The organism is Arthrobacter globiformis, assembly GCF_030818015.1.
Lineage (GTDB): Bacteria > Actinomycetota > Actinomycetes > Actinomycetales > Micrococcaceae > Arthrobacter > Arthrobacter globiformis_C.
On sequence record NZ_JAUSZX010000001.1, the window covers coordinates 2,576,690 to 2,592,513 of the forward strand.

Consider the following 15,824-nt stretch of genomic DNA (forward strand, 5'->3'; position numbering starts at 1 on the left):
CAAAGGCAGCAACGACCCATGTCAAGGCCTGTGCCTGGTTCACCTGTCGGAATGCGTCAGCAATTTCGGGTCATGCGAGAGAGACATAACGACGGGTGCTTCATGCTGGCCTGTCAACCAATGACGGTAATTCTTCGCAAGGGTGTCGTTGCGGAGGAGGCCCCGTTCCAGGAGGGAAATGCTGGAGGGCCATTGGCCAAGCTCGCGGGCTGCGGTCGTGATGGTGAGACCGAGTGCGGTGCGCCTTTGGCGCAGATCGGTGTTGTCTGGAGTTGCTTGGGGTTTGGTGATCTGGCGATAGATTTCCCGGGCTGCGTAGCGTTTGAGGCAGCGCATGATTTCCCCTTTGCTCTCGCCCTCCGCGGTGCGTTTGGCCACGTAGTCCTTGGTCCGTTGGCACGATGCCATGCGGACCAGTACGACCGGATACAAGGCATGGTTGCCGTTGCGGTCACCGCCTCGGCTGAGCCGGTGACGGGTGGTTTTGCCCGAGGATGCGGATACGGGTGCAACCCCGACGAGGGCCGCGAACTGGGCCTCATTTCCGAGGCGGTCCGGGTTGTCTCCGACGGTCACCAGGAGCTGGCTGTCCACTTCCGTTCCGACATCCGGAAGGTCGCAAAGCATCGGCCCGTATGCGCCGAGTATTTCTTGGAGAGCGGCGTCCGCGGCTGCGATGTAGGCTGCCAGGGACTGGCAGCGGGTGGCTGGGGCTTCCAACGTCAGCATCATCACGTACTCGGGGTCAGCGATATGGCCGGTTGGTCTGGTGCGCTGCAGGGCGGTGATGAGCGCGGAGGTTCCGAGTGCCCGGTATTTGGGACGGAGTTTGTTCGGAGCTGAAACGAGGAGGCTTTTGATCTGATTGATGGCTGCGGTGCGCGCCTTAGCGCCGAAGTGCGCCCGGCGCGCAGGATCCGGAGGCATTCAACGGGACCGTCCTTGGCCTTCGGGATCGACTTGGTCCGGCCGTCGAGTACCGATTGAGCGGCCTGGTAGGCGTCCAAGGGGTCGGATTTGCCCTTTAGCCGTCGCGCGGCCCGGTTTGGGCGGTTCACTTCCAGCACGGTCAGGCCTTCACCACGCAGGGTCTGGGCGATTTCGGCCCCGTAGGAGCCTGTTTCCTTCGACCCCTACGGCAGTGACCACACCGTGGCTGGTGGACTCCACGATTTTCCGGCATCCGGAGCCCACGGCCAGGAATTCCCTGTCCGCGAGGGATTTGCCGTGTTCGTTGATGACGGCCACATGGTGTGTGTCGGCATGGGTGTCGATACCGGCGATTACGTTGGTTGTGTCGTTTGCCAAGATGGAAGTTGCCCCCAGTCGAGATCAATGGCGGATTGAACAGGGCGTAGGCCAGGTACACAGACAAAACGGTGATGGGACTGGTCGAATCAGGCTCCTATGAAGTTATGTCCGCCTGGCTCAACACCCCCTTTTTTGACGGACTGAGTTTGTTCCGGGACCGCGGCCGCGGCGGCGCTTACGCGTCCATGTTGCTGCTCGCCATCGGCCCCATGGGCACCTTTTACGTCATTACCCTCTACCTCCAGCAGGTTCAGCAGTACAGCCCGCTGCAGACCGGCGCTGGCTGGCTGCCATTCGCAGCAGGACTCGCGGTCGGTGCAGGATCCGCTTTCAAACTGCTGAACCGGGCCGCTCCACGCTTTGTTGCCGCGGCGGGTGCGCTGCTCAGCGCCTTGGCCGTTTTCTGGTTTTCCTTCATCCAGGTCGACACGAGCTACTGGCTGCATTTGGCGCCGGCCATGTTTGTCCTTGCCCTTGGGTTCGGGCTCGGTGTCATCGCCCTGACCCAGGCCGCGGTCTACCACACCGAATGGAAGGAGGCCGGGATTGCGTCAGCCCTGCTGACGCAATCCCGGCCTATCAGTGTCGCGCTTGGTTTGGCCGTTCTGGCCGGTATCGCCGCAACGGTCACCAGCAGCCCGGACCATGCCGACTTCTCCGAGGGTGGTCAACTTGCCGCTGGGTACGGCAGTGCACTCGCCGTCGCCGCCGGGCTGCTCATGGCTGTCGGAATGCTGGCCGCCACCACTTTGCCTTACAGACCAACGGCACAAGCGGATGGCAGGTCCGCTGTGGCTGCGGTAGACCAACCGGGCCGCTAGCTGCAGAGATGAAATGTCCATCCCCGCCCGATCAGGGCGGGCGTGTTGGTCATTTGAGTGGCTTCGGCAGCAGATGAATTATGCGCTGTGTATCGCTCCTTTGCGTGAGTAGGCGCGTGCGGCGCGGACTCGGTCGCCGCAGCGGGTTGAGCACCATTGCCGTCGTGCGTGGGTGCGGAGGAAGAATCGTTCGCACGCGTCCGCTTCGCAGGACGCGAGCAGCGATGCTTGGTCGCCGCTAAGCAGGGAGGCAGGCCACCGTACGATGAGCTCCTCTCATCACTCGGCATTCGGGGGAATCTTGAGCTATCCGCAATACCCGCAACAGCAGAATCCTTACCAGGACACCGCCGGCGAACCACCGCTGTGTGCCCCGTACTACGGGGCCCCGTTTCCCGTCGCCGACAGGCAGTTCTTCAAGAAGTACGCGACGTTCACCGGCAGCGCCAGCCGGAGCGAGTACTGGTGATGGACCCCTCGTGGCCGGCATCGTCAGCTTCATCCTGAACATTGTCGCCAATGCCGGCGCGGCAATGAGGTCATCGGGCCTCAGCAGCAGCCCGCAGCTGGGCCCAGGGGCCGCCTTCGGGCTGATTCTTGTTGTTATCTGGGCCTTGGCCACCATTGTCCCGTCGTTGACGCTGACGGTGCGCCGTCTCCACGACAGCAACAAGAGCGGATGGATGATCCTGCTCGGCCTGATCCCGTGCGCAGGCCCGATCTTCCTGCTGGTGTTTACCCTCGGTTCCGCCCCCGCCGGGCAGCGGTTCGACCAGCCCGCAGGTTACTGACACCGCCAGCGAGCTGATCGCCTGAGAAGCCCGTTGTCACCTGACAGCGGGGCTTTCTTATGCACGTAGGATGGTCCGGTGTCCGATGAACCCTAGAAGCACTGATTCCTGACCATTGACCAGGCCGCTGAAGAGCTGAACGTGAAGCAAAGCCTCATCCGGTCACTGATCAAGTAGCGGTGAGCTTCGCGCCATCCAGGTCGGCGGCCGGGCCATCTGGCGCATCGGGGCCAACGACCTCGAGGACTATGTCGCCGAGGCCTACCGGGGCACCGTTGAGCACGTCGCTGCCGGCGAACTCAAGGTGGACGGGGAGCTGGCGCGGAGCAGGCGTGATGCACCTGACCGGTCACACGTACTCCGCCCACTGGCCCTGTCCACGGCGTATCGCCCGGGCTGGGGAGCAACAGATGAGCGAAAAGGTACCCCTGCTGAATTCCAATGACCCGGGAAGTGGTCCTGGCGCAATCCAGTGCGAGCTCCATCGGCCGGAAGGGGGCGCCGGGATGCTCCTGTCCAACGGCGACCTTCGCACCGGAAGCACCAACACAGGCTGCAGTGACGGTGTATAGCCCGGCTGCCGGCACCTTCGCCGTCGTGCCAAAGCCCCGGAGGGGGCCATCGAGTGGCCCTTCCTCAAAAAGGAGGCTTGGCCCCGGCACTGCCTTAAGGAGCCGGTCCAGCTCAGCGTAGTTTTTGACCTCACGCGCCAGGACCTGAGGATCCCTGTGGGGCTTCGGGGGCCTTGCTACCGGCGCCGGGGCAGGAGTGTGGGTGTGCGCGGGTTCGGGGTCAGTTGTTGGCGTGTGCACCGGCTCCGGGTAGTCATAGACGCACCCCGCAGTCCCGCTTAAAGGGATCAGCAGGCACAGGGCAAGTCCGATCCGGTGCGGCCTGTCCTTCATTCCCACGCTTCCGTGGTGGGCAAGCCAGCAGTTCGAAACAACCACCGTGCCGATCAAGATGCATCATCTGGAAGACACGCCGCGCTGTACCCGCCATCCTGTCGGTGCCCGGGAGGACCATGAAGGGGTGACGGCTCCAACAGTGGAAGCGGTGATCAACGACCTGATGGATCGCGCCTGGAATGTTGTCTACGACCTGCTCTCGGAGCGGGGCCTGCTCCGTGACGGCCGGACGTCGAGGCGTACACCGGGATCCATTCCTGGGTGGACCGTCGTCCACTCCAGAACGTTGGCGGTGCAGTTCGTGGACACCCGTCCGGTGGACGCCATCGTATTCCATCACGACCTGCTCGGCGCCGACGACCCGAAGGCCTTCTTCACTGTTCCGGGGTAGAACGGGCGGGACGTCGCATGCTGGAAATGCCGCTTACCACTTTCGGTTCCTCTACCTCTGCCAGCCCAGCCAGTTGATAGCTTCCCGGGAGATGGCGGTGGGTACAGAATGGCCGCCCGGGAACTCTCGATAGGTGACGTCGTAGCCGTCCGTTTTTAGGAGAGGCACCAACCGTCGGCTGGTGCGGTCAATCGGCAAGACAGTATCCCCCTCTCCGTGGGAAACGAAAAGGCGGGGTTTGCCAGTACGAGGTACGGGAGGGACAAACCCTGGCGAGAATGCCATGACCCTGGAAAAGAGGCCCCCATTTGCCAGACCCAAACCCAGCGCGTAGGAAGCCCCGTCCGAGAAGCCGCCCACAGCGATCCGGTTCGGGTCAACGAAGACCAGTTGGAATATCCGCTCCAGTGCCTGTTTAATCATCTCGACATCGGGGCCGAAGGTTCCACGGACGCCATCCCACGTTGAGGTTCGCGACGACGGTGCTGCCAGGACGATCTTGTGTGACTTGGCAAAGGCGGACAGCAGCCCTAAACCTCCCGCTGCTTCACCCCCGGCGCCGTGAAGCAAAAGAATAAGCGGGGCCGGCTGTACGGCCCCTATGCCCGCCGGCACATAGAACAATGTGTTCGGCGCAGAGTCAAGGCCGAGAGCATGCTGCCCGGGAACAGGTATCGAGGCAGGTTCCTTTCCGGGCCTGGCAATCAAAGCAGCGAAATTCAGCGAAGTTTCCCGCGGACGGTCCATATTTACTCCAGAACGGCGGAGAGGGCAGCAGCCACTGTAAGGGCTCCTGCCCTAACCAGGAAGCTTCTACGTGTGGTCACCTTTTCCAGCAGTCATTACGACGTCAGCGAAGTTGAAAGTAGTGCTTGGAGGTGGTCGGCACTGCAAGCCAGAGACCGAGTCAGTTGCCGGGCCATTCTCCCGTCCAGCGCTCGAAGAGCCGCGCGCCGCCGCGGTCGATGACCGTCTTTATCACTGCGAAAATAGCGCCCTGGATGGCGGCGGCTATCAGGATCTCTTTCAGACCGTAGTCGGTTGCCAGGGGGGTTGGGGGCTCATCCCGGTCGCCCGGGGCGGCGTGCTTCCACACCTGTTTGAAAATTTGTCCAGCGATGGCGCCGCCGATCAGTCCTGAGGCCAGCCCGATCGGCCGGTACAGCGTTTTCGCTGGGTTGCTGGTGGGTTTCTTGGCCATAACGTCCCTCGTCTGCAACAGGGGCTGGACGCTCAGACGCCGGCGCCCGGTGGCTACCCAAATTACTCCAAACACCGCCACCGCGTAACCTGTTGCGGACGCCCGCGTGTTTCCAGCACGACCTGCTGGGCGCTCTGGAAGACCTCGACCTGGACTTCGACATGGAAGACTAGGCCTGCTCGGCGATGTCCTCCGCCCAAAGGTCCGGGTTGTTGTTCTGGAAGGTGCGCATCATGTCAACGCAGCGCTGATCATCCAGAACCACCACCTCAACGCCACGTGATCGCAGTAGCTCGAATTCGCCGTCGAAGGTGCGCGCTTCACCCACCACCACTCGGGGAATTTTGAATTGGATGATGGTTCCGGTGCACATGGCACACGGGGCGAGGGTGGTGTAGAGCGTGGTGTCCCGGTACCTCTTCTGCCGGCCGGCTGCGCGAAGTGCGGACATTTCGCCGTGCGCGATCGGATCGCCGTTTTGGACTCGTTCGTTGTGCCCGCTCGCGATGACCACGCCGTTACGGGCCAGCGCTGCTCCGATGGGGATCCCGCCTTCGCCGAGGCTCTTTTGGGCAGCCTGGTAGGCGGCTTCGAAGGCGGGGTCATGGGCTGTTTGTGGTTTCTGGGTGGCGGTTTGCTGCTGTTCGTGGGTCATGTGGTCATCTTCGCAAAGGCACTGGCCGGTGGACAGGAGGTGCCATCGCTCCCGAGGCTTTAGGCGGCCTCGAGGTAGAGATAGTCGCCGGCGGCTTCCTCGAAGCCGAAGTCCATCCAGTAGCGCCGTAATGCGGCCGTGGCCGCCACATGCTCCGGAGACCCTTCCTCCGGCGTCTCCTCCGCCAGCGGCGGCACCGCCTCCAGCATGACCAGGGCGGTGTTGCGCGCCACGGTTCCCAGGATCGCCTTCAGGATAGTGTGGCCAATCCGGTTGCCCCGGAACTTGGGCTCAACGGTCATAGAGGAGAGGAGGAGCAGGTCGCCTCCCAGGTCCATCCCCGCCGAATGCATAAGGTCAGGTCTTTCGTGGAAAAGCATCTCTGCGAGCAGCATCATCTCCTGGTCAACCACGTCCATGGAGTCCAGCAAGTGGATCGTACCGGCATCAGGGATGATCCTGAAGTTCGCCTCACCAACGTGCACGTCATCGCCGTCGGCCCCGTCCTTGTCGCCCGAGGCCGCGCCGCGAACCGAGACCGTCCAATCCATTGGATAGCCGGCCGGATCGTGATCCGGTCCAGGGACGCCCCGATACTCGCAGCTATACCGAAAGATCAGGTGCTCTGAATCAAGAGCAGGCATCCGGGTGTCCTTCATGGAGTGCAGGAATCTCTTCCCGTAGTCTATGCGCACGCCCAATTGCACGGACATACCCGTTGAAGTCCTGAGCCTGAGCAATCCGGATCGGACCTCTTCCTCGATGTCCGGGTCAGCCAGGACCTCGCGGATGAGGCGAAGAACCTAACGCCGGATAATCCTTCCGCCGGACGCTTCCAGCGCCAGCTTGCGATCCGCACGCAACCGCCACGCTTGACGGCGTACAGGAGAATCTCGCGCTGGGTGTCTCGCTCGGGGAGGGGAACTGGCGCTGCTCGCTGCGATCTTCGTCTCCAACCTGCCCGAGGCCCTGGTCGGGGCGGCCTCAATGCGCAGCCAAGGCATGTCCGCGCCTGCATCGTCCGACTCTGGGGATTGTCGGTCAAGGCAATAGTAATGGGCCGGCGCTGACCCAATCACGCCTTGTTCCATAGGGGTCGACACAGCGGTCACCTCTGCGGCAGTGTTAACCGGTGGCTGGCCGGGGGCGAGCCGCGCGCCATGATCGCAGGGAAGCCCGGGAAGACAAACCGTTCACCGCGCTCATGGCAGCCTTCGATCCCGGGACGGCACCCGGGGAGGTACTTTGGCGGATAAGTCATCCGGTACCGGCCAGGACGCGATCACGTAAGGCCACCTGTGATTCGGAACCAAGCGGAACAGGGCGGGTGTGAGGGTACCGAAAAGTGGCGTTCTGAGCCTGGTTACCGTTCGGGATCTGGCGCAGGTTTCAGCCGGCTTTGTTCCCGCTATTCCCGCCTTTGGGGACCACCTGGTTTGCGATCAGGTCCACGCGGTCAGCGGCGGTTAGCTCGTCATCGTTCTGGATGGCGGCGACGTCGCTGCCATCAACCGTTTCAACCTCCTGTGGAACGGACTCATCAGGTTCGGGATCATCTTTGTGGCGGGCTTCCTGGAGGTGGTGCTCCAGTTTCTCTTCTGCGTCACGGCGGCGTTGACCCACGGTGCGCATCTGCTGGGTTGCCGGTGCCGGTTGTGGCTGCTGGGCCGGTTCACTATTGGTCTGCTTCTCGCCATTTTTCTCGCTCATAACCGAATCGTCCCACCCGGAGGGGACATCAGGAAGATCGGTGTTCACGCAGTCGGGTTAGCACCGGCAAAAGCGGAGGACCGTCTTCCCGCATTGGCCCAATGGCACATGCTTCTGACGGCACTGCTCGCCACGACTCGCGGCGGGTGAGCAACCAAGCGCCAGTGACTGGCGTTCACCACGCTCAAGCCACTCCTCTACCAACTCGACGGAGAAGCGCAATCCATTCCGCGAAGGACCCTGTCCGGGTCGAATCCGTCCCGTCAGCCCTGCCGGTGCTGGTAGAAGGACCGGGCACGGCTCTGGGCGAACGACCATGCCCGCTTGCACAAGCGCACGTGAGCTTCGGGTTGCCTGGGGCCATTGCTGTGGAGAATGAACTGGTCCCCGGTGACATCACGGCCATGCGACCAATGAGCGAGCGGTCCGCCCTGATGACTCTCATTCCGTCCGGTCAAGCCGGTCGTGTAGCCGGCTCTCCAAGTCCTGCAAGGTTGGAAGCAACTGCGATCGACGCAGCCTGGCCGTTGGCCTGCCTGCCGCGGGTGCGTGCACCGCCGCTTCTTGATCCAACAGAACACCTTCTGGGATTGATCTCCTGGGCCTAACCATGAGATCTGTTGATTGTGCCCTGGCCAGCAGCAAAATAGGTACAGGCGCCACCGGCAACTAAGGAGCAGACATGAAAAAGCAACTGCGCATCAGCTTCTCGATGCTTACTCTGGCTGCGGCGCTTGGTGGCTGCGGCGGCAACCCCGGCTCCACAAGTCCTACCACAGGTACACCGCAGGCGTCTGCCACCGCTCCGGCACCGGGTATATCCACTACTGCGGCAGCGGACGTGGAGCTCAAGACCGCCACCTCAGCGGCGGGCCCGATCGTGGTGGACAAGGACGGGAAAAGCGTCTATTTCTTCACAAAGGACGTCAAGAATTCGTCCACCAGTGCCTGCAAGGACGCCTGTGCGGCGGCATGGCCGGCGGTCACGACAGACTCGGATGCACCCAAAGTGGAAGGGATCACAGGCACAGTCGGTACCATCAGCACAGCCGGCGGTTCGAAGCAGATCACGCTCAACGGCATGCCGGTTTACTTCTATGCCAAGGACACGAAGGCGGGGGACATCCTCGGCCAGGGCGTCAACAACGCGTGGTACTTGGTCAGCCCGTCCGGTCAAATGTTGAAGTAGCCGGAGACTGCCGTCCGGAAGCTAGATTCCGACATGGACGGCCCATTTCCAGGCACCAGTAGCGCCTTGTTCTAAAGCGGGAGTCGTCGGTTCGACCTAGAGACGACTTGCCGGAGCATGTGGATCCGGCGATGTCTGACGCCGGATCCATCCTCGATGCCCGTGGTGAGCTCTGGAGTTCCCGGGGTCACCACCCAGGCAGTGACAGCGTGCACGCTCCTCGGCGGCTCACGCCTCGTAGAACTCTGACTTCTCAAAAAGCCGGCGGCCTTCTACCAACGAGTGGATCCAAATGATCTTTCCATCCTCCGTTACCCGCCACCACAAGGTGGGCAAGACCAGTGGGGCCAGCACCCGCAACGCACAGCTCCGCGCTGTCCTGCGCACGAATACAGCTGATGGCCACAAGATCGGGCTGTACGTGGCCCGATCCACCATGCTCACCAGCCTGGGTGGCTAAGCTGCACACTTCTCCATCATGGGCGCCGGGGAATCACACTGACTGCCCCGCCGGTGGCGGGGGTGTGACGCACACATGGACGGCATGAGAACCCGCAAATCCCTCCAGATCCTGATCCTCGCTTCCGCACTTGCCATCGGCATCAGCCAGCCGGTCTTCAACGGACTGTCACTGCTGGCACTCCTGACGCTTCCGACCGTTTTCTTCTCCAGCCCGGCGCGATGCTCCGCTTCCGCCGTCCGGTACTTCGCATCGTCAAATTATCCTCCCAAAAAGGGGCGGCACTTCGGTGCCGCCCCTTTTGCGTGCCCGTATCGCTTTCAGGAAAGTCCACGTAAATTAGCCCTCTGAGCAGGGACTTTGCCCTCAAGCGGTCGTACGATGAGCGCGTCACTTCACTCTTAACCAATGGGGGGAAACCTTGAGTCAGCCGCAATACCCGTCCCAGCAGCCGTATCCACAGCAGCAGCAATCCTGGCAGGGTGAACCTCCGCTTTGGGCCCCCTATTACGGGGCGCCGTTCCCTGTGGCCGTCAAGCGGTTCTTCAAGAAGTACGCCACGTTCTCCGGCAGGGCCAGCCGCAGCGAATACTGGTGGTGGACGCTCGTGTCCATCGGCGTGAGCATCATCCTGAACATCATCATCAGCGCCGGATCAACCACTTCGAGCCTCACCGGCACGGCGACCGCCGGCCCCGGTTCCGTCTTCGGGACGGTCTTGCTCGTCATCTGGGGACTGGCGACTCTCGTTCCGTCCCTGGCACTGTCGGTCCGCCGCCTGCACGACGGAAACTTCAGCGGCTGGCTGCTGCTCCTCGTCCTGGTCCCGTTCCTGGGCGCCATCGCCGTGCTCGTTTTCATGATTTTGCCGTCCAACCCCGCCGGACAGCGATTCGACCAGCCTGGCGTGGATGTCGGTGCCGGGTCGTGAGCTAATCCTGCACGAACCACCAACAGAAAGACCCGCTGTCACTGACAGCTGGTCTTTCTGCTTCGCGGGTCCAGACTGGGAAGGGCGCCCATGTCGAGGCTGCCGGCTCGTCTACTTTACGCCCGAAACTCGTCGGTACAGGTGCCTTCTCCTGACGCCGCGGGCTTCCCGACACGGCACCGGATCACGGCCAGCGTCGAGCCCTACCGGGATGACGCCGGACGGCCTATCGTGGTTCTGACCTAGCACGAGGGAAAGGAACTACGATGTTCACCCTGCATACAAGCTATCCGGTCCGGGACTACGAGGCATGGAAAAAAGTCTTCGACACCGATCCCGCAGGCCGCGCCGCCTCGGGTGCCCGGTCTGTCCGGGTGTTCCGGGATACAGACGACCAAAACGGCGTGGCCGTACTCCTTGACTTCGACACCAAGGAAGCAGCGACCGCCTTTCTGGAAAAGCTGCGCAGCGAGGTGTGGGATAAGCCGGATGTGATGGGGCAACTGATGTCGGCGTCGCCGACAGCCAGGATTCTGGAGGAGGTGGCCCGCGAGGGTCAGGCCGCGGGCTGACCGCTTCGAATCCCGTGGCCCCCTCCTCGGGAGGAAGAGTTAGCCGCAACTTCCTACGGAAATCGCGCAAAGCAGCGGGCCTGCGATCCCCTCAGAGCCAGAAAGCCAACGGGCCCCACTCAAGGCGGGACGTGCGAACGACTGTGCCCGAGGGAGCGATGCGCACCCACGGGCCGGTCGAAGTCCGATGCGCACCCACGGGCCGGTCGAAGTCTGCGCCGCCGCAGGCCTGGTCTTCGAAGAAAACCAGACATGACCCAAACGCCTACTCGGCGGTCAGCGCGACGCGGACGCGGCGGCCAAGCTTGGCTTGCTTCATTCTGGTCGATTTCCGGATCCAGCAGCGCCGTTTCCCAGTCACCCTCATGGACCCATGTCATACTGCGCATGTTTCCATGGGGGCAGTAAAACCACAGCAGGGGGACTGATGGAACAACCTAACTTTGTGCCGGGCCAATACGACAATTACGTGCAACGAAATAGCTGTCAGCGGTGGCTCTGGTACACGCTCGGCGGCATCGGCGCTACGATCATGGCCCTCATCGTCGTATGGATGGTGAGTGCCAACCTCAGAGAATCAGCCGAGATCGAGAGAATGGTTTCTATCGCGGATGGCATTCCGTCCGCTGACTGGGAGCTGACGTCCTCCTCGAACCCGAAACACGACATCGGCTGCATCCCGTTTGACCAGTCCTGCCACAAATTGTCCCGGACATGGCCGGCTGCGGAGCCGGTCTACGTCGACGAGCTGGCCGCGGCCACGGGATACGACCTGGAAGTAGGGACGGTCTACCGGCCGGACTGCGCTGATGGCTGGGTGGACGGGGTGAGCATCCGGCTCTGCGTCGACGGGGCGGACATCGAACTCAGCATGCGCGACTGATGGGCCGGCGCTTGAATCCCGCTGCAGCTGCCTGCCTGCTGCTGGTGCTGACCCTGAGCTCGTGTGCCGGGCCGTCGACCGAGGAGATGGGACGCAACGCCATCTGGGAAAAGGCCGCCGAGGGCAAGGCCTGGTTCACCGAGTTCACGGCAGCCACTGACACGGCCAACAGGGTCCTGGTGACCTCGAAGCTCGAGGGCCTGGGTAATCCATACGACTTTGGCTGGGACGCCGAAGGGGACTTCTACACCGATCACTACTACCGGGAGCACCTGACGACCAGCGGCGGCTGGTGGGGAGAACAGCGCACCGTCGGCGCCTGCGTGCAGTTCGCGGTGGCATCCGGACAGGTGACTTCGGCATCGGTTGACTGCCCCGACAAACGGCCGTACTCGGATCATGTGGATGAGCGGGTAACAGTGCCATGAACAGGAAGAAGCGCATCCTCGCGTGGGCGGTGTCGGCAGCAGTCGCCGCCGCACTGGTCATCGTCCTCGTTCCGGTCGGGATCAGGTTGTGGGAGGTCCACCTCCTGACTTCGGATTGGACACTGACACCGAAAGAGGTGCCCTCGAAGGTCCAGTACGATGACCGCGAGTTCAACTGCGGGCCCGGCGCCCAGCCGAGGCCGGGGCGAACCTTGGACGGGCTAACCGTGCGCGGTAAGACCGCCGGCGGCGCCGACATCTACGCCGCCGACCCGCCGCCAGGGAACAGCGTGGTAACTTCCATTTCGGTCCGCACCGAGGATGGCGTCTTCGTCTGCGACCTCATGGGCGGTCCCTAGTCCCCGGATCTTCCGGAAGATTCAACCGATAGGTACCGTTGGGCCATGGAAGGGCAGCGGCGGGAGCTTCCGTTCCATGGCTGCTAATTCGGCGTTTCCGCAGGTTAGGTTGACGCCGGACTGGTTCGGGTCGGCTAGGTGAGCCTGTAGCAGCGCTCCGGGCCATGAGGCCGGCGGTGCTGGTGTCAGCCTGAGCTACATTCTCGAGTATGCTCTCGGGCCGGCCCGCACGCACTGCCGCCCCAGCACGATCCGCGATCGCCCACAGGGCACGTGAAGGATGGACACTCATGTGGGTGAATTCGATGAGGGCATCACGAAAACGCTGCTGCCCAACTGCGATGAGACCAGCTGCCCACCGCGTGTCTGGACTGGTCACAGCAAGCGGTGAAGTCTTCATCAGTTCGCGACTATGGGCGAGGGCGGCTTGTGCCTTGGAGAAGTCTCCGAGGAGGGCGTTGGCGCGTGCTACCGTGGCTGCGGCGTGGCTTCCCAGCATTGGCTGGGAGGTATCCCGGGCCATCCGCATGGCGTACTCTGCATCGGCCAAGCCCTCCCGAACCTGGCCCCACAGGAGACGCACGCTGTTGCCGCCGCCCGATGCCACGCGGCACGGTCAGGGTCGGAAATTGTCAGTGCCAGAGCCTCGTGGGCTCGGTGGATCTCCTCACTTGTCGCTGCACCGTGTATAGCTGACCGGAGGACGGGATGGCGAAACGTCAGGATGCCGTCTGCTACCCGGATCAAACCGGCACGTTCAAGCGGTCCAAAGTCTGGGAAGGTGAGATCGAACGTCCGTGCCGCACCGAGTAGATCCGAGAGGTTCGCATCTCCATGATCGGCGGCTGACGCTTTCAGGGTCGTTGAGGCTGCCGAGCATCACGAATACCTGGCCCGGGAATCCTGAGAGCTTGTCTGGTATAGACCCGGGCACCGCAATCAGGACAGAAGTTGCGTTCCAGCGTGTTTCCACTGTCGGCCCCATAAGGATAGGAACGCGGGCTGCCACTGAGGGGCTTGAAGTCGTCCTGGGCCACCCTGAAATAGCTAGCCAGTACGCCCCCGGACGATCTCTGACAATCCTTGCACTAACAGTTCGCAATGACGTCGGGTGTGTTGCTGAACTCGTACGTGAGGGCGCCACACTCGCAACGTCCCGTGAACTTCTCCGGCATGTCTTACTCCTATTCGTTTAAGCCGATGCCACCCACGGGCCACCCGAGCCGGCTTCCGCCCGCTGCGAGCAGGGCCCAGGCCCCCGGATTGGACTTGTCCATCATGACCATGGAGCAAGGCCCGGACATCCGTCATCTGACTGAGCTCTTCCCTGTACGCCGCCAACTATTACCTTGGGTCACGTTGTGGGGCCGCGCTCAAGGTGCCCGACGACCAGGACGCGGGGGAGGTCACGCCCTCTTTCCCGTAAGGCAGCGAGGCCTGAAGGGGCGGGTTGCGTGGAAGAATCCGCGGCTGGGATCGCGGTTGGACAGGACTGGATCCCAGAGGCCCGCGTGGAGCGGTCGACTACGCCGTGGGCAGTGGGGCAGACCGCTTCATCCAGGTTCCGCTTTGACCGATCTGTAGCCCGCACCGGCACTGACACATAGGCTCAACATGTGAGTGGCGGGGACGGCAATCCGACAAGCGGATCCGGCCCGCGACCCGTGAAGGAAAAAAGCATGGCAACAGGTACGGTCAAGTGGTTCAACGCCGAAAAGGGCTTCGGATTCATCGCCCCCGACGACGGAAGCGCTGACGTGTTCGCACACTTTTCAGCAATCGCATCCAGCGGTTACCGCTCCCTGGACGAGAACCAGAAGGTTCAGTTCGACGTCACCCAGGGCCCTAAGGGTCCGCAGGCGGAGAACATCCAGCCGCTCTAAGTGGTTCTCAGGAAGCTGGCCGGCTGCAAACCGGCCAGCTTCTCTGTTTTCACGCAGCCCCGTTGCCGCACGCATAGCGGCACGACCACAAGGGAGGCCCGCCAGCCAAACGGCAACCGTTCTGAATGTCCAACAATTCCATAACGGCAGCAGCGGCGGGTCTGGGCACCCACATCCAGACCCACTGTCGCCCCTACCTCCTGAGTTCGGACTCCTTGCCTGCCTCGGCGGAACAGCACAGGACAGCGAAATGCTCTATCAGGTTCAGTAACCGCTTCGAGCCCTTCAACGGCTCACACGTTTCGGCCTTCGTGCACGGCCCGGAGCCCCTACTCCTGAGTGATTTCGGAACGCCGATAACCGCCGTTTCGCCAACCTAAAGCGCACCGATCGGCTGACGAGGCGGGAAACGGTCCGGCCGTGTCTTCTTGGATTACGACGTCGTCGGGGAGAAGCGTGTCGGCCTGCGGTTCCCAGGCGGGGTTCCAGCCATGCCATGAGTGGGTCTTTGATGAGTTGGGTCGAGTTCAGTTCGACGAGTTGGTGGCTGTGATGACGCCGCGGTATCTGAGCCCACGTTGACGATTTAAATTAGGACAACGATCAGGTAGCGCTTTCTGCCGCGGCACTGGACACCGGAGACTATCGTTGCATCTTCCTTATTGCGGGCCCGTTCTGATGGGACAGGCAGCCGGCTACTCAAACATTTACAGGTAGCGGACTATATGCCGCCCGGGCGGGTCAGTCCGGGTGAGCACGGGTGACGAAGTGCTCAACCCGGCGGTCAGGAATTAGCCAGATCAGGGCCACAATGGTGTAGACCGCAACCCCAAGCAGTGGCTGGACAGCGGTCAGCCCAAGGCCTGCGAGGTAAATCAGTGGCGACGTTTTGCCTTTCCAGTCCCGGCCAATTGCCTGGGCGAGGGGGCCGTCCCGGCCCTGTTGGCGGATCAGTGCCCGTTCCAGGATGAAGTAGGCGATCGCGGCGCACAGTAAGTTGATCCCGTACGTCAGCACCGGGATCTGCACGAAGCCGGACTCATCCATCCAGCGGGTGGTGAACGGGATTAGTGAAAGCCAGAACAACAAGTGCAGATTGGCCCAGAGGATCGCCCCGTTGACCCTGCCTGCCAGGTGGATCATGTGGTGGTGATTGTTCCAGTAAATTCCGACGTAGACGAAGCTGAGCAGGTAGCTGAGGAACGTGGGCAGGACGGACCCCAAACCACGCCAGGTCGGTTCGTCCGGCACATGGAGTTCCAGCACCATGATTGTGATGATGATGGCGAGCACACCATCACTGAACGCCTCCAGACGGTTCTTGTTCACCG

Annotated in this window: 23 protein-coding genes and 1 pseudogene; 13 read left to right on the forward strand and 11 right to left on the reverse strand. The window is 62.4% G+C overall.

Features of this window, described 5'->3' with window-relative positions; genetic code table 11:
- Positions 1-39: 39 nt before the first annotated feature.
- Complete coding sequence (locus tag QFZ23_RS12010; RefSeq protein ID WP_306923187.1) at positions 40-927, reverse strand: transposase; 888 nt, start codon at positions 925-927, stop codon at positions 40-42.
- A 150-nt stretch (positions 928-1,077) separates the two neighbouring features.
- Positions 1,078-1,308 (reverse strand): hypothetical protein, encoded by a 231-nt coding sequence (locus QFZ23_RS12015; protein WP_306923189.1) that lies wholly within the window; start codon positions 1,306-1,308, stop codon positions 1,078-1,080.
- Between the two features lie 74 nt (positions 1,309-1,382).
- Here QFZ23_RS12015 and QFZ23_RS12020 point away from each other — a divergent pair, with 74 nt between their 5' ends.
- Complete coding sequence (locus QFZ23_RS12020; protein ID WP_306923191.1) at positions 1,383-2,132, forward strand: hypothetical protein; 750 nt, start codon at positions 1,383-1,385, stop codon at positions 2,130-2,132.
- Between the two features lie 78 nt (positions 2,133-2,210).
- Here the strand turns inward: QFZ23_RS12020 and QFZ23_RS12025 are convergent, their stop codons facing one another.
- Positions 2,211-2,399 carry a CGNR zinc finger domain-containing protein gene (locus tag QFZ23_RS12025; protein ID WP_306926815.1) on the reverse strand — a complete coding sequence of 63 codons (189 nt, stop codon included), beginning with the start codon at positions 2,397-2,399 and terminating at the stop codon, positions 2,211-2,213.
- Between the two features lie 34 nt (positions 2,400-2,433).
- Here QFZ23_RS12025 and QFZ23_RS12030 point away from each other — a divergent pair, with 34 nt between their 5' ends.
- The 3 genes from QFZ23_RS12030 to QFZ23_RS12040 all read left to right on the forward strand — a co-directional run bounded on the left by QFZ23_RS12030 (position 2,434) and on the right by QFZ23_RS12040 (position 4,222).
- Entirely contained in the window at positions 2,434-2,601 is a 168-nt protein-coding gene (locus tag QFZ23_RS12030; protein ID WP_306923192.1) for a hypothetical protein, read from the forward strand.
- Between the two features lie 10 nt (positions 2,602-2,611).
- Positions 2,612-2,923 carry a DUF805 domain-containing protein gene (locus QFZ23_RS12035; protein ID WP_306923193.1) on the forward strand — a complete coding sequence of 104 codons (312 nt, stop codon included), beginning with the start codon at positions 2,612-2,614 and terminating at the stop codon, positions 2,921-2,923.
- Between the two features lie 1,032 nt (positions 2,924-3,955).
- Entirely contained in the window at positions 3,956-4,222 is a 267-nt protein-coding gene (locus QFZ23_RS12040) for a hypothetical protein (RefSeq protein ID WP_306923194.1), read from the forward strand.
- A 51-nt stretch (positions 4,223-4,273) separates the two neighbouring features.
- On the opposite strand, the gene QFZ23_RS12045 is transcribed toward QFZ23_RS12040, so the two are convergent.
- The 6 genes from QFZ23_RS12045 to QFZ23_RS12065 all read right to left on the reverse strand — a co-directional run bounded on the left by QFZ23_RS12045 (position 4,274) and on the right by QFZ23_RS12065 (position 7,788).
- Positions 4,274-4,969, reverse strand: coding sequence for a hypothetical protein (locus QFZ23_RS12045; RefSeq protein WP_306923196.1), 696 nt, complete (start codon positions 4,967-4,969; stop codon positions 4,274-4,276).
- A gap of 2 nt (positions 4,970-4,971) precedes the next feature.
- A complete protein-coding gene (locus QFZ23_RS23770) occupies positions 4,972-5,049 on the reverse strand; it encodes a twin-arginine translocation signal domain-containing protein (protein ID WP_373427933.1) in 78 nt (25 codons plus the stop codon).
- An 80-nt stretch (positions 5,050-5,129) separates the two neighbouring features.
- On the reverse strand, positions 5,130-5,423 hold the full coding sequence (locus QFZ23_RS12050) for a DUF4235 domain-containing protein (protein ID WP_306923198.1): 294 nt from the start codon (positions 5,421-5,423) through the stop codon (positions 5,130-5,132).
- Positions 5,424-5,592: 169 nt separating this feature from the next.
- On the reverse strand, positions 5,593-6,078 hold the full coding sequence (locus QFZ23_RS12055) for a nucleoside deaminase (RefSeq protein ID WP_306923199.1): 486 nt from the start codon (positions 6,076-6,078) through the stop codon (positions 5,593-5,595).
- Positions 6,079-6,137: 59 nt separating this feature from the next.
- The gene (locus tag QFZ23_RS12060) at positions 6,138-6,629 is read right to left on the reverse strand and encodes a hypothetical protein (RefSeq protein ID WP_306923200.1); all 492 of its coding nucleotides are present in this window, start codon (positions 6,627-6,629) and stop codon (positions 6,138-6,140) included.
- Between the two features lie 838 nt (positions 6,630-7,467).
- Complete coding sequence (locus QFZ23_RS12065) at positions 7,468-7,788, reverse strand: hypothetical protein (RefSeq protein WP_306923202.1); 321 nt, start codon at positions 7,786-7,788, stop codon at positions 7,468-7,470.
- A 682-nt stretch (positions 7,789-8,470) separates the two neighbouring features.
- Between QFZ23_RS12065 and QFZ23_RS12070 the strand changes: the two genes are divergently transcribed.
- The 8 genes from QFZ23_RS12070 to QFZ23_RS12105 all read left to right on the forward strand — a co-directional run bounded on the left by QFZ23_RS12070 (position 8,471) and on the right by QFZ23_RS12105 (position 12,610).
- Entirely contained in the window at positions 8,471-8,977 is a 507-nt protein-coding gene (locus tag QFZ23_RS12070; protein ID WP_306923205.1) for a COG4315 family predicted lipoprotein, read from the forward strand.
- A gap of 292 nt (positions 8,978-9,269) precedes the next feature.
- Complete coding sequence (locus QFZ23_RS12075; RefSeq protein ID WP_306923206.1) at positions 9,270-9,437, forward strand: hypothetical protein; 168 nt, start codon at positions 9,270-9,272, stop codon at positions 9,435-9,437.
- Positions 9,438-9,521: 84 nt separating this feature from the next.
- Complete coding sequence (locus QFZ23_RS12080) at positions 9,522-9,788, forward strand: hypothetical protein (RefSeq protein ID WP_306923208.1); 267 nt, start codon at positions 9,522-9,524, stop codon at positions 9,786-9,788.
- A 70-nt stretch (positions 9,789-9,858) separates the two neighbouring features.
- The gene (locus tag QFZ23_RS12085) at positions 9,859-10,368 is read left to right on the forward strand and encodes a DUF805 domain-containing protein (RefSeq protein WP_306923210.1); all 510 of its coding nucleotides are present in this window, start codon (positions 9,859-9,861) and stop codon (positions 10,366-10,368) included.
- 266 nt (positions 10,369-10,634) lie between these two features.
- Entirely contained in the window at positions 10,635-10,940 is a 306-nt protein-coding gene (locus QFZ23_RS12090; protein WP_306923211.1) for a hypothetical protein, read from the forward strand.
- A 469-nt stretch (positions 10,941-11,409) separates the two neighbouring features.
- On the forward strand, positions 11,410-11,823 hold the full coding sequence (locus QFZ23_RS12095) for a hypothetical protein (RefSeq protein WP_306923213.1): 414 nt from the start codon (positions 11,410-11,412) through the stop codon (positions 11,821-11,823).
- Positions 11,824-11,834: 11 nt separating this feature from the next.
- Entirely contained in the window at positions 11,835-12,251 is a 417-nt protein-coding gene (locus tag QFZ23_RS12100) for a hypothetical protein (protein ID WP_306923215.1), read from the forward strand.
- On the forward strand, positions 12,248-12,610 hold the full coding sequence (locus tag QFZ23_RS12105; protein ID WP_306923216.1) for a hypothetical protein: 363 nt from the start codon (positions 12,248-12,250) through the stop codon (positions 12,608-12,610). Before QFZ23_RS12100 ends, QFZ23_RS12105 begins: the two co-directional genes overlap by 4 nt.
- A gap of 854 nt (positions 12,611-13,464) precedes the next feature.
- On the opposite strand, the pseudogene QFZ23_RS23775 reads toward QFZ23_RS12105, so the two are convergent.
- A pseudogene (locus QFZ23_RS23775) lies at positions 13,465-13,686 on the reverse strand (GFA family protein); the annotation flags it as partial.
- A 603-nt stretch (positions 13,687-14,289) separates the two neighbouring features.
- Between QFZ23_RS23775 and cspE the strand changes: the two are divergent.
- The gene (gene cspE, locus QFZ23_RS12110; protein ID WP_104046164.1) at positions 14,290-14,493 is read left to right on the forward strand and encodes a transcription antiterminator/RNA stability regulator CspE; all 204 of its coding nucleotides are present in this window, start codon (positions 14,290-14,292) and stop codon (positions 14,491-14,493) included.
- Positions 14,494-15,234: 741 nt separating this feature from the next.
- Here the strand turns inward: cspE and QFZ23_RS12115 are convergent.
- Positions 15,235-15,822 carry a TMEM175 family protein gene (locus tag QFZ23_RS12115; protein ID WP_306923217.1) on the reverse strand — a complete coding sequence of 196 codons (588 nt, stop codon included), beginning with the start codon at positions 15,820-15,822 and terminating at the stop codon, positions 15,235-15,237.
- Between the last annotated feature and the right edge of the window lie 2 nt (positions 15,823-15,824).

Bases quoted from the DNA above. Each gene is read 5' to 3' on its own strand.
- QFZ23_RS12010 (WP_306923187.1), bottom strand. From the start codon at position 927: ATGCCTCCGGATCCTGCGCGCCGGGCGCACTTCGGCGCTAAGGCGCGC.
- QFZ23_RS12020 (WP_306923191.1), top strand. From the start codon at position 1,383: ATGGGACTGGTCGAATCAGGCTCCTATGAAGTTATGTCCGCCTGGCTC.
- QFZ23_RS12045 (WP_306923196.1), bottom strand. From the start codon at position 4,969: ATGGACCGTCCGCGGGAAACTTCGCTGAATTTCGCTGCTTTGATTGCC.
- QFZ23_RS12050 (WP_306923198.1), bottom strand. From the start codon at position 5,423: ATGGCCAAGAAACCCACCAGCAACCCAGCGAAAACGCTGTACCGGCCG.
- QFZ23_RS12055 (WP_306923199.1), bottom strand. From the start codon at position 6,078: ATGACCCACGAACAGCAGCAAACCGCCACCCAGAAACCACAAACAGCC.
- QFZ23_RS12060 (WP_306923200.1), bottom strand. From the start codon at position 6,629: ATGGATTGGACGGTCTCGGTTCGCGGCGCGGCCTCGGGCGACAAGGAC.
- QFZ23_RS12065 (WP_306923202.1), bottom strand. From the start codon at position 7,788: ATGAGCGAGAAAAATGGCGAGAAGCAGACCAATAGTGAACCGGCCCAG.
- QFZ23_RS12070 (WP_306923205.1), top strand. From the start codon at position 8,471: ATGAAAAAGCAACTGCGCATCAGCTTCTCGATGCTTACTCTGGCTGCG.
- QFZ23_RS12075 (WP_306923206.1), top strand. From the start codon at position 9,270: ATGATCTTTCCATCCTCCGTTACCCGCCACCACAAGGTGGGCAAGACC.
- QFZ23_RS12080 (WP_306923208.1), top strand. From the start codon at position 9,522: ATGAGAACCCGCAAATCCCTCCAGATCCTGATCCTCGCTTCCGCACTT.
- QFZ23_RS12090 (WP_306923211.1), top strand. From the start codon at position 10,635: ATGTTCACCCTGCATACAAGCTATCCGGTCCGGGACTACGAGGCATGG.
- QFZ23_RS12105 (WP_306923216.1), top strand. From the start codon at position 12,248: ATGAACAGGAAGAAGCGCATCCTCGCGTGGGCGGTGTCGGCAGCAGTC.
- cspE (WP_104046164.1), top strand. From the start codon at position 14,290: ATGGCAACAGGTACGGTCAAGTGGTTCAACGCCGAAAAGGGCTTCGGA.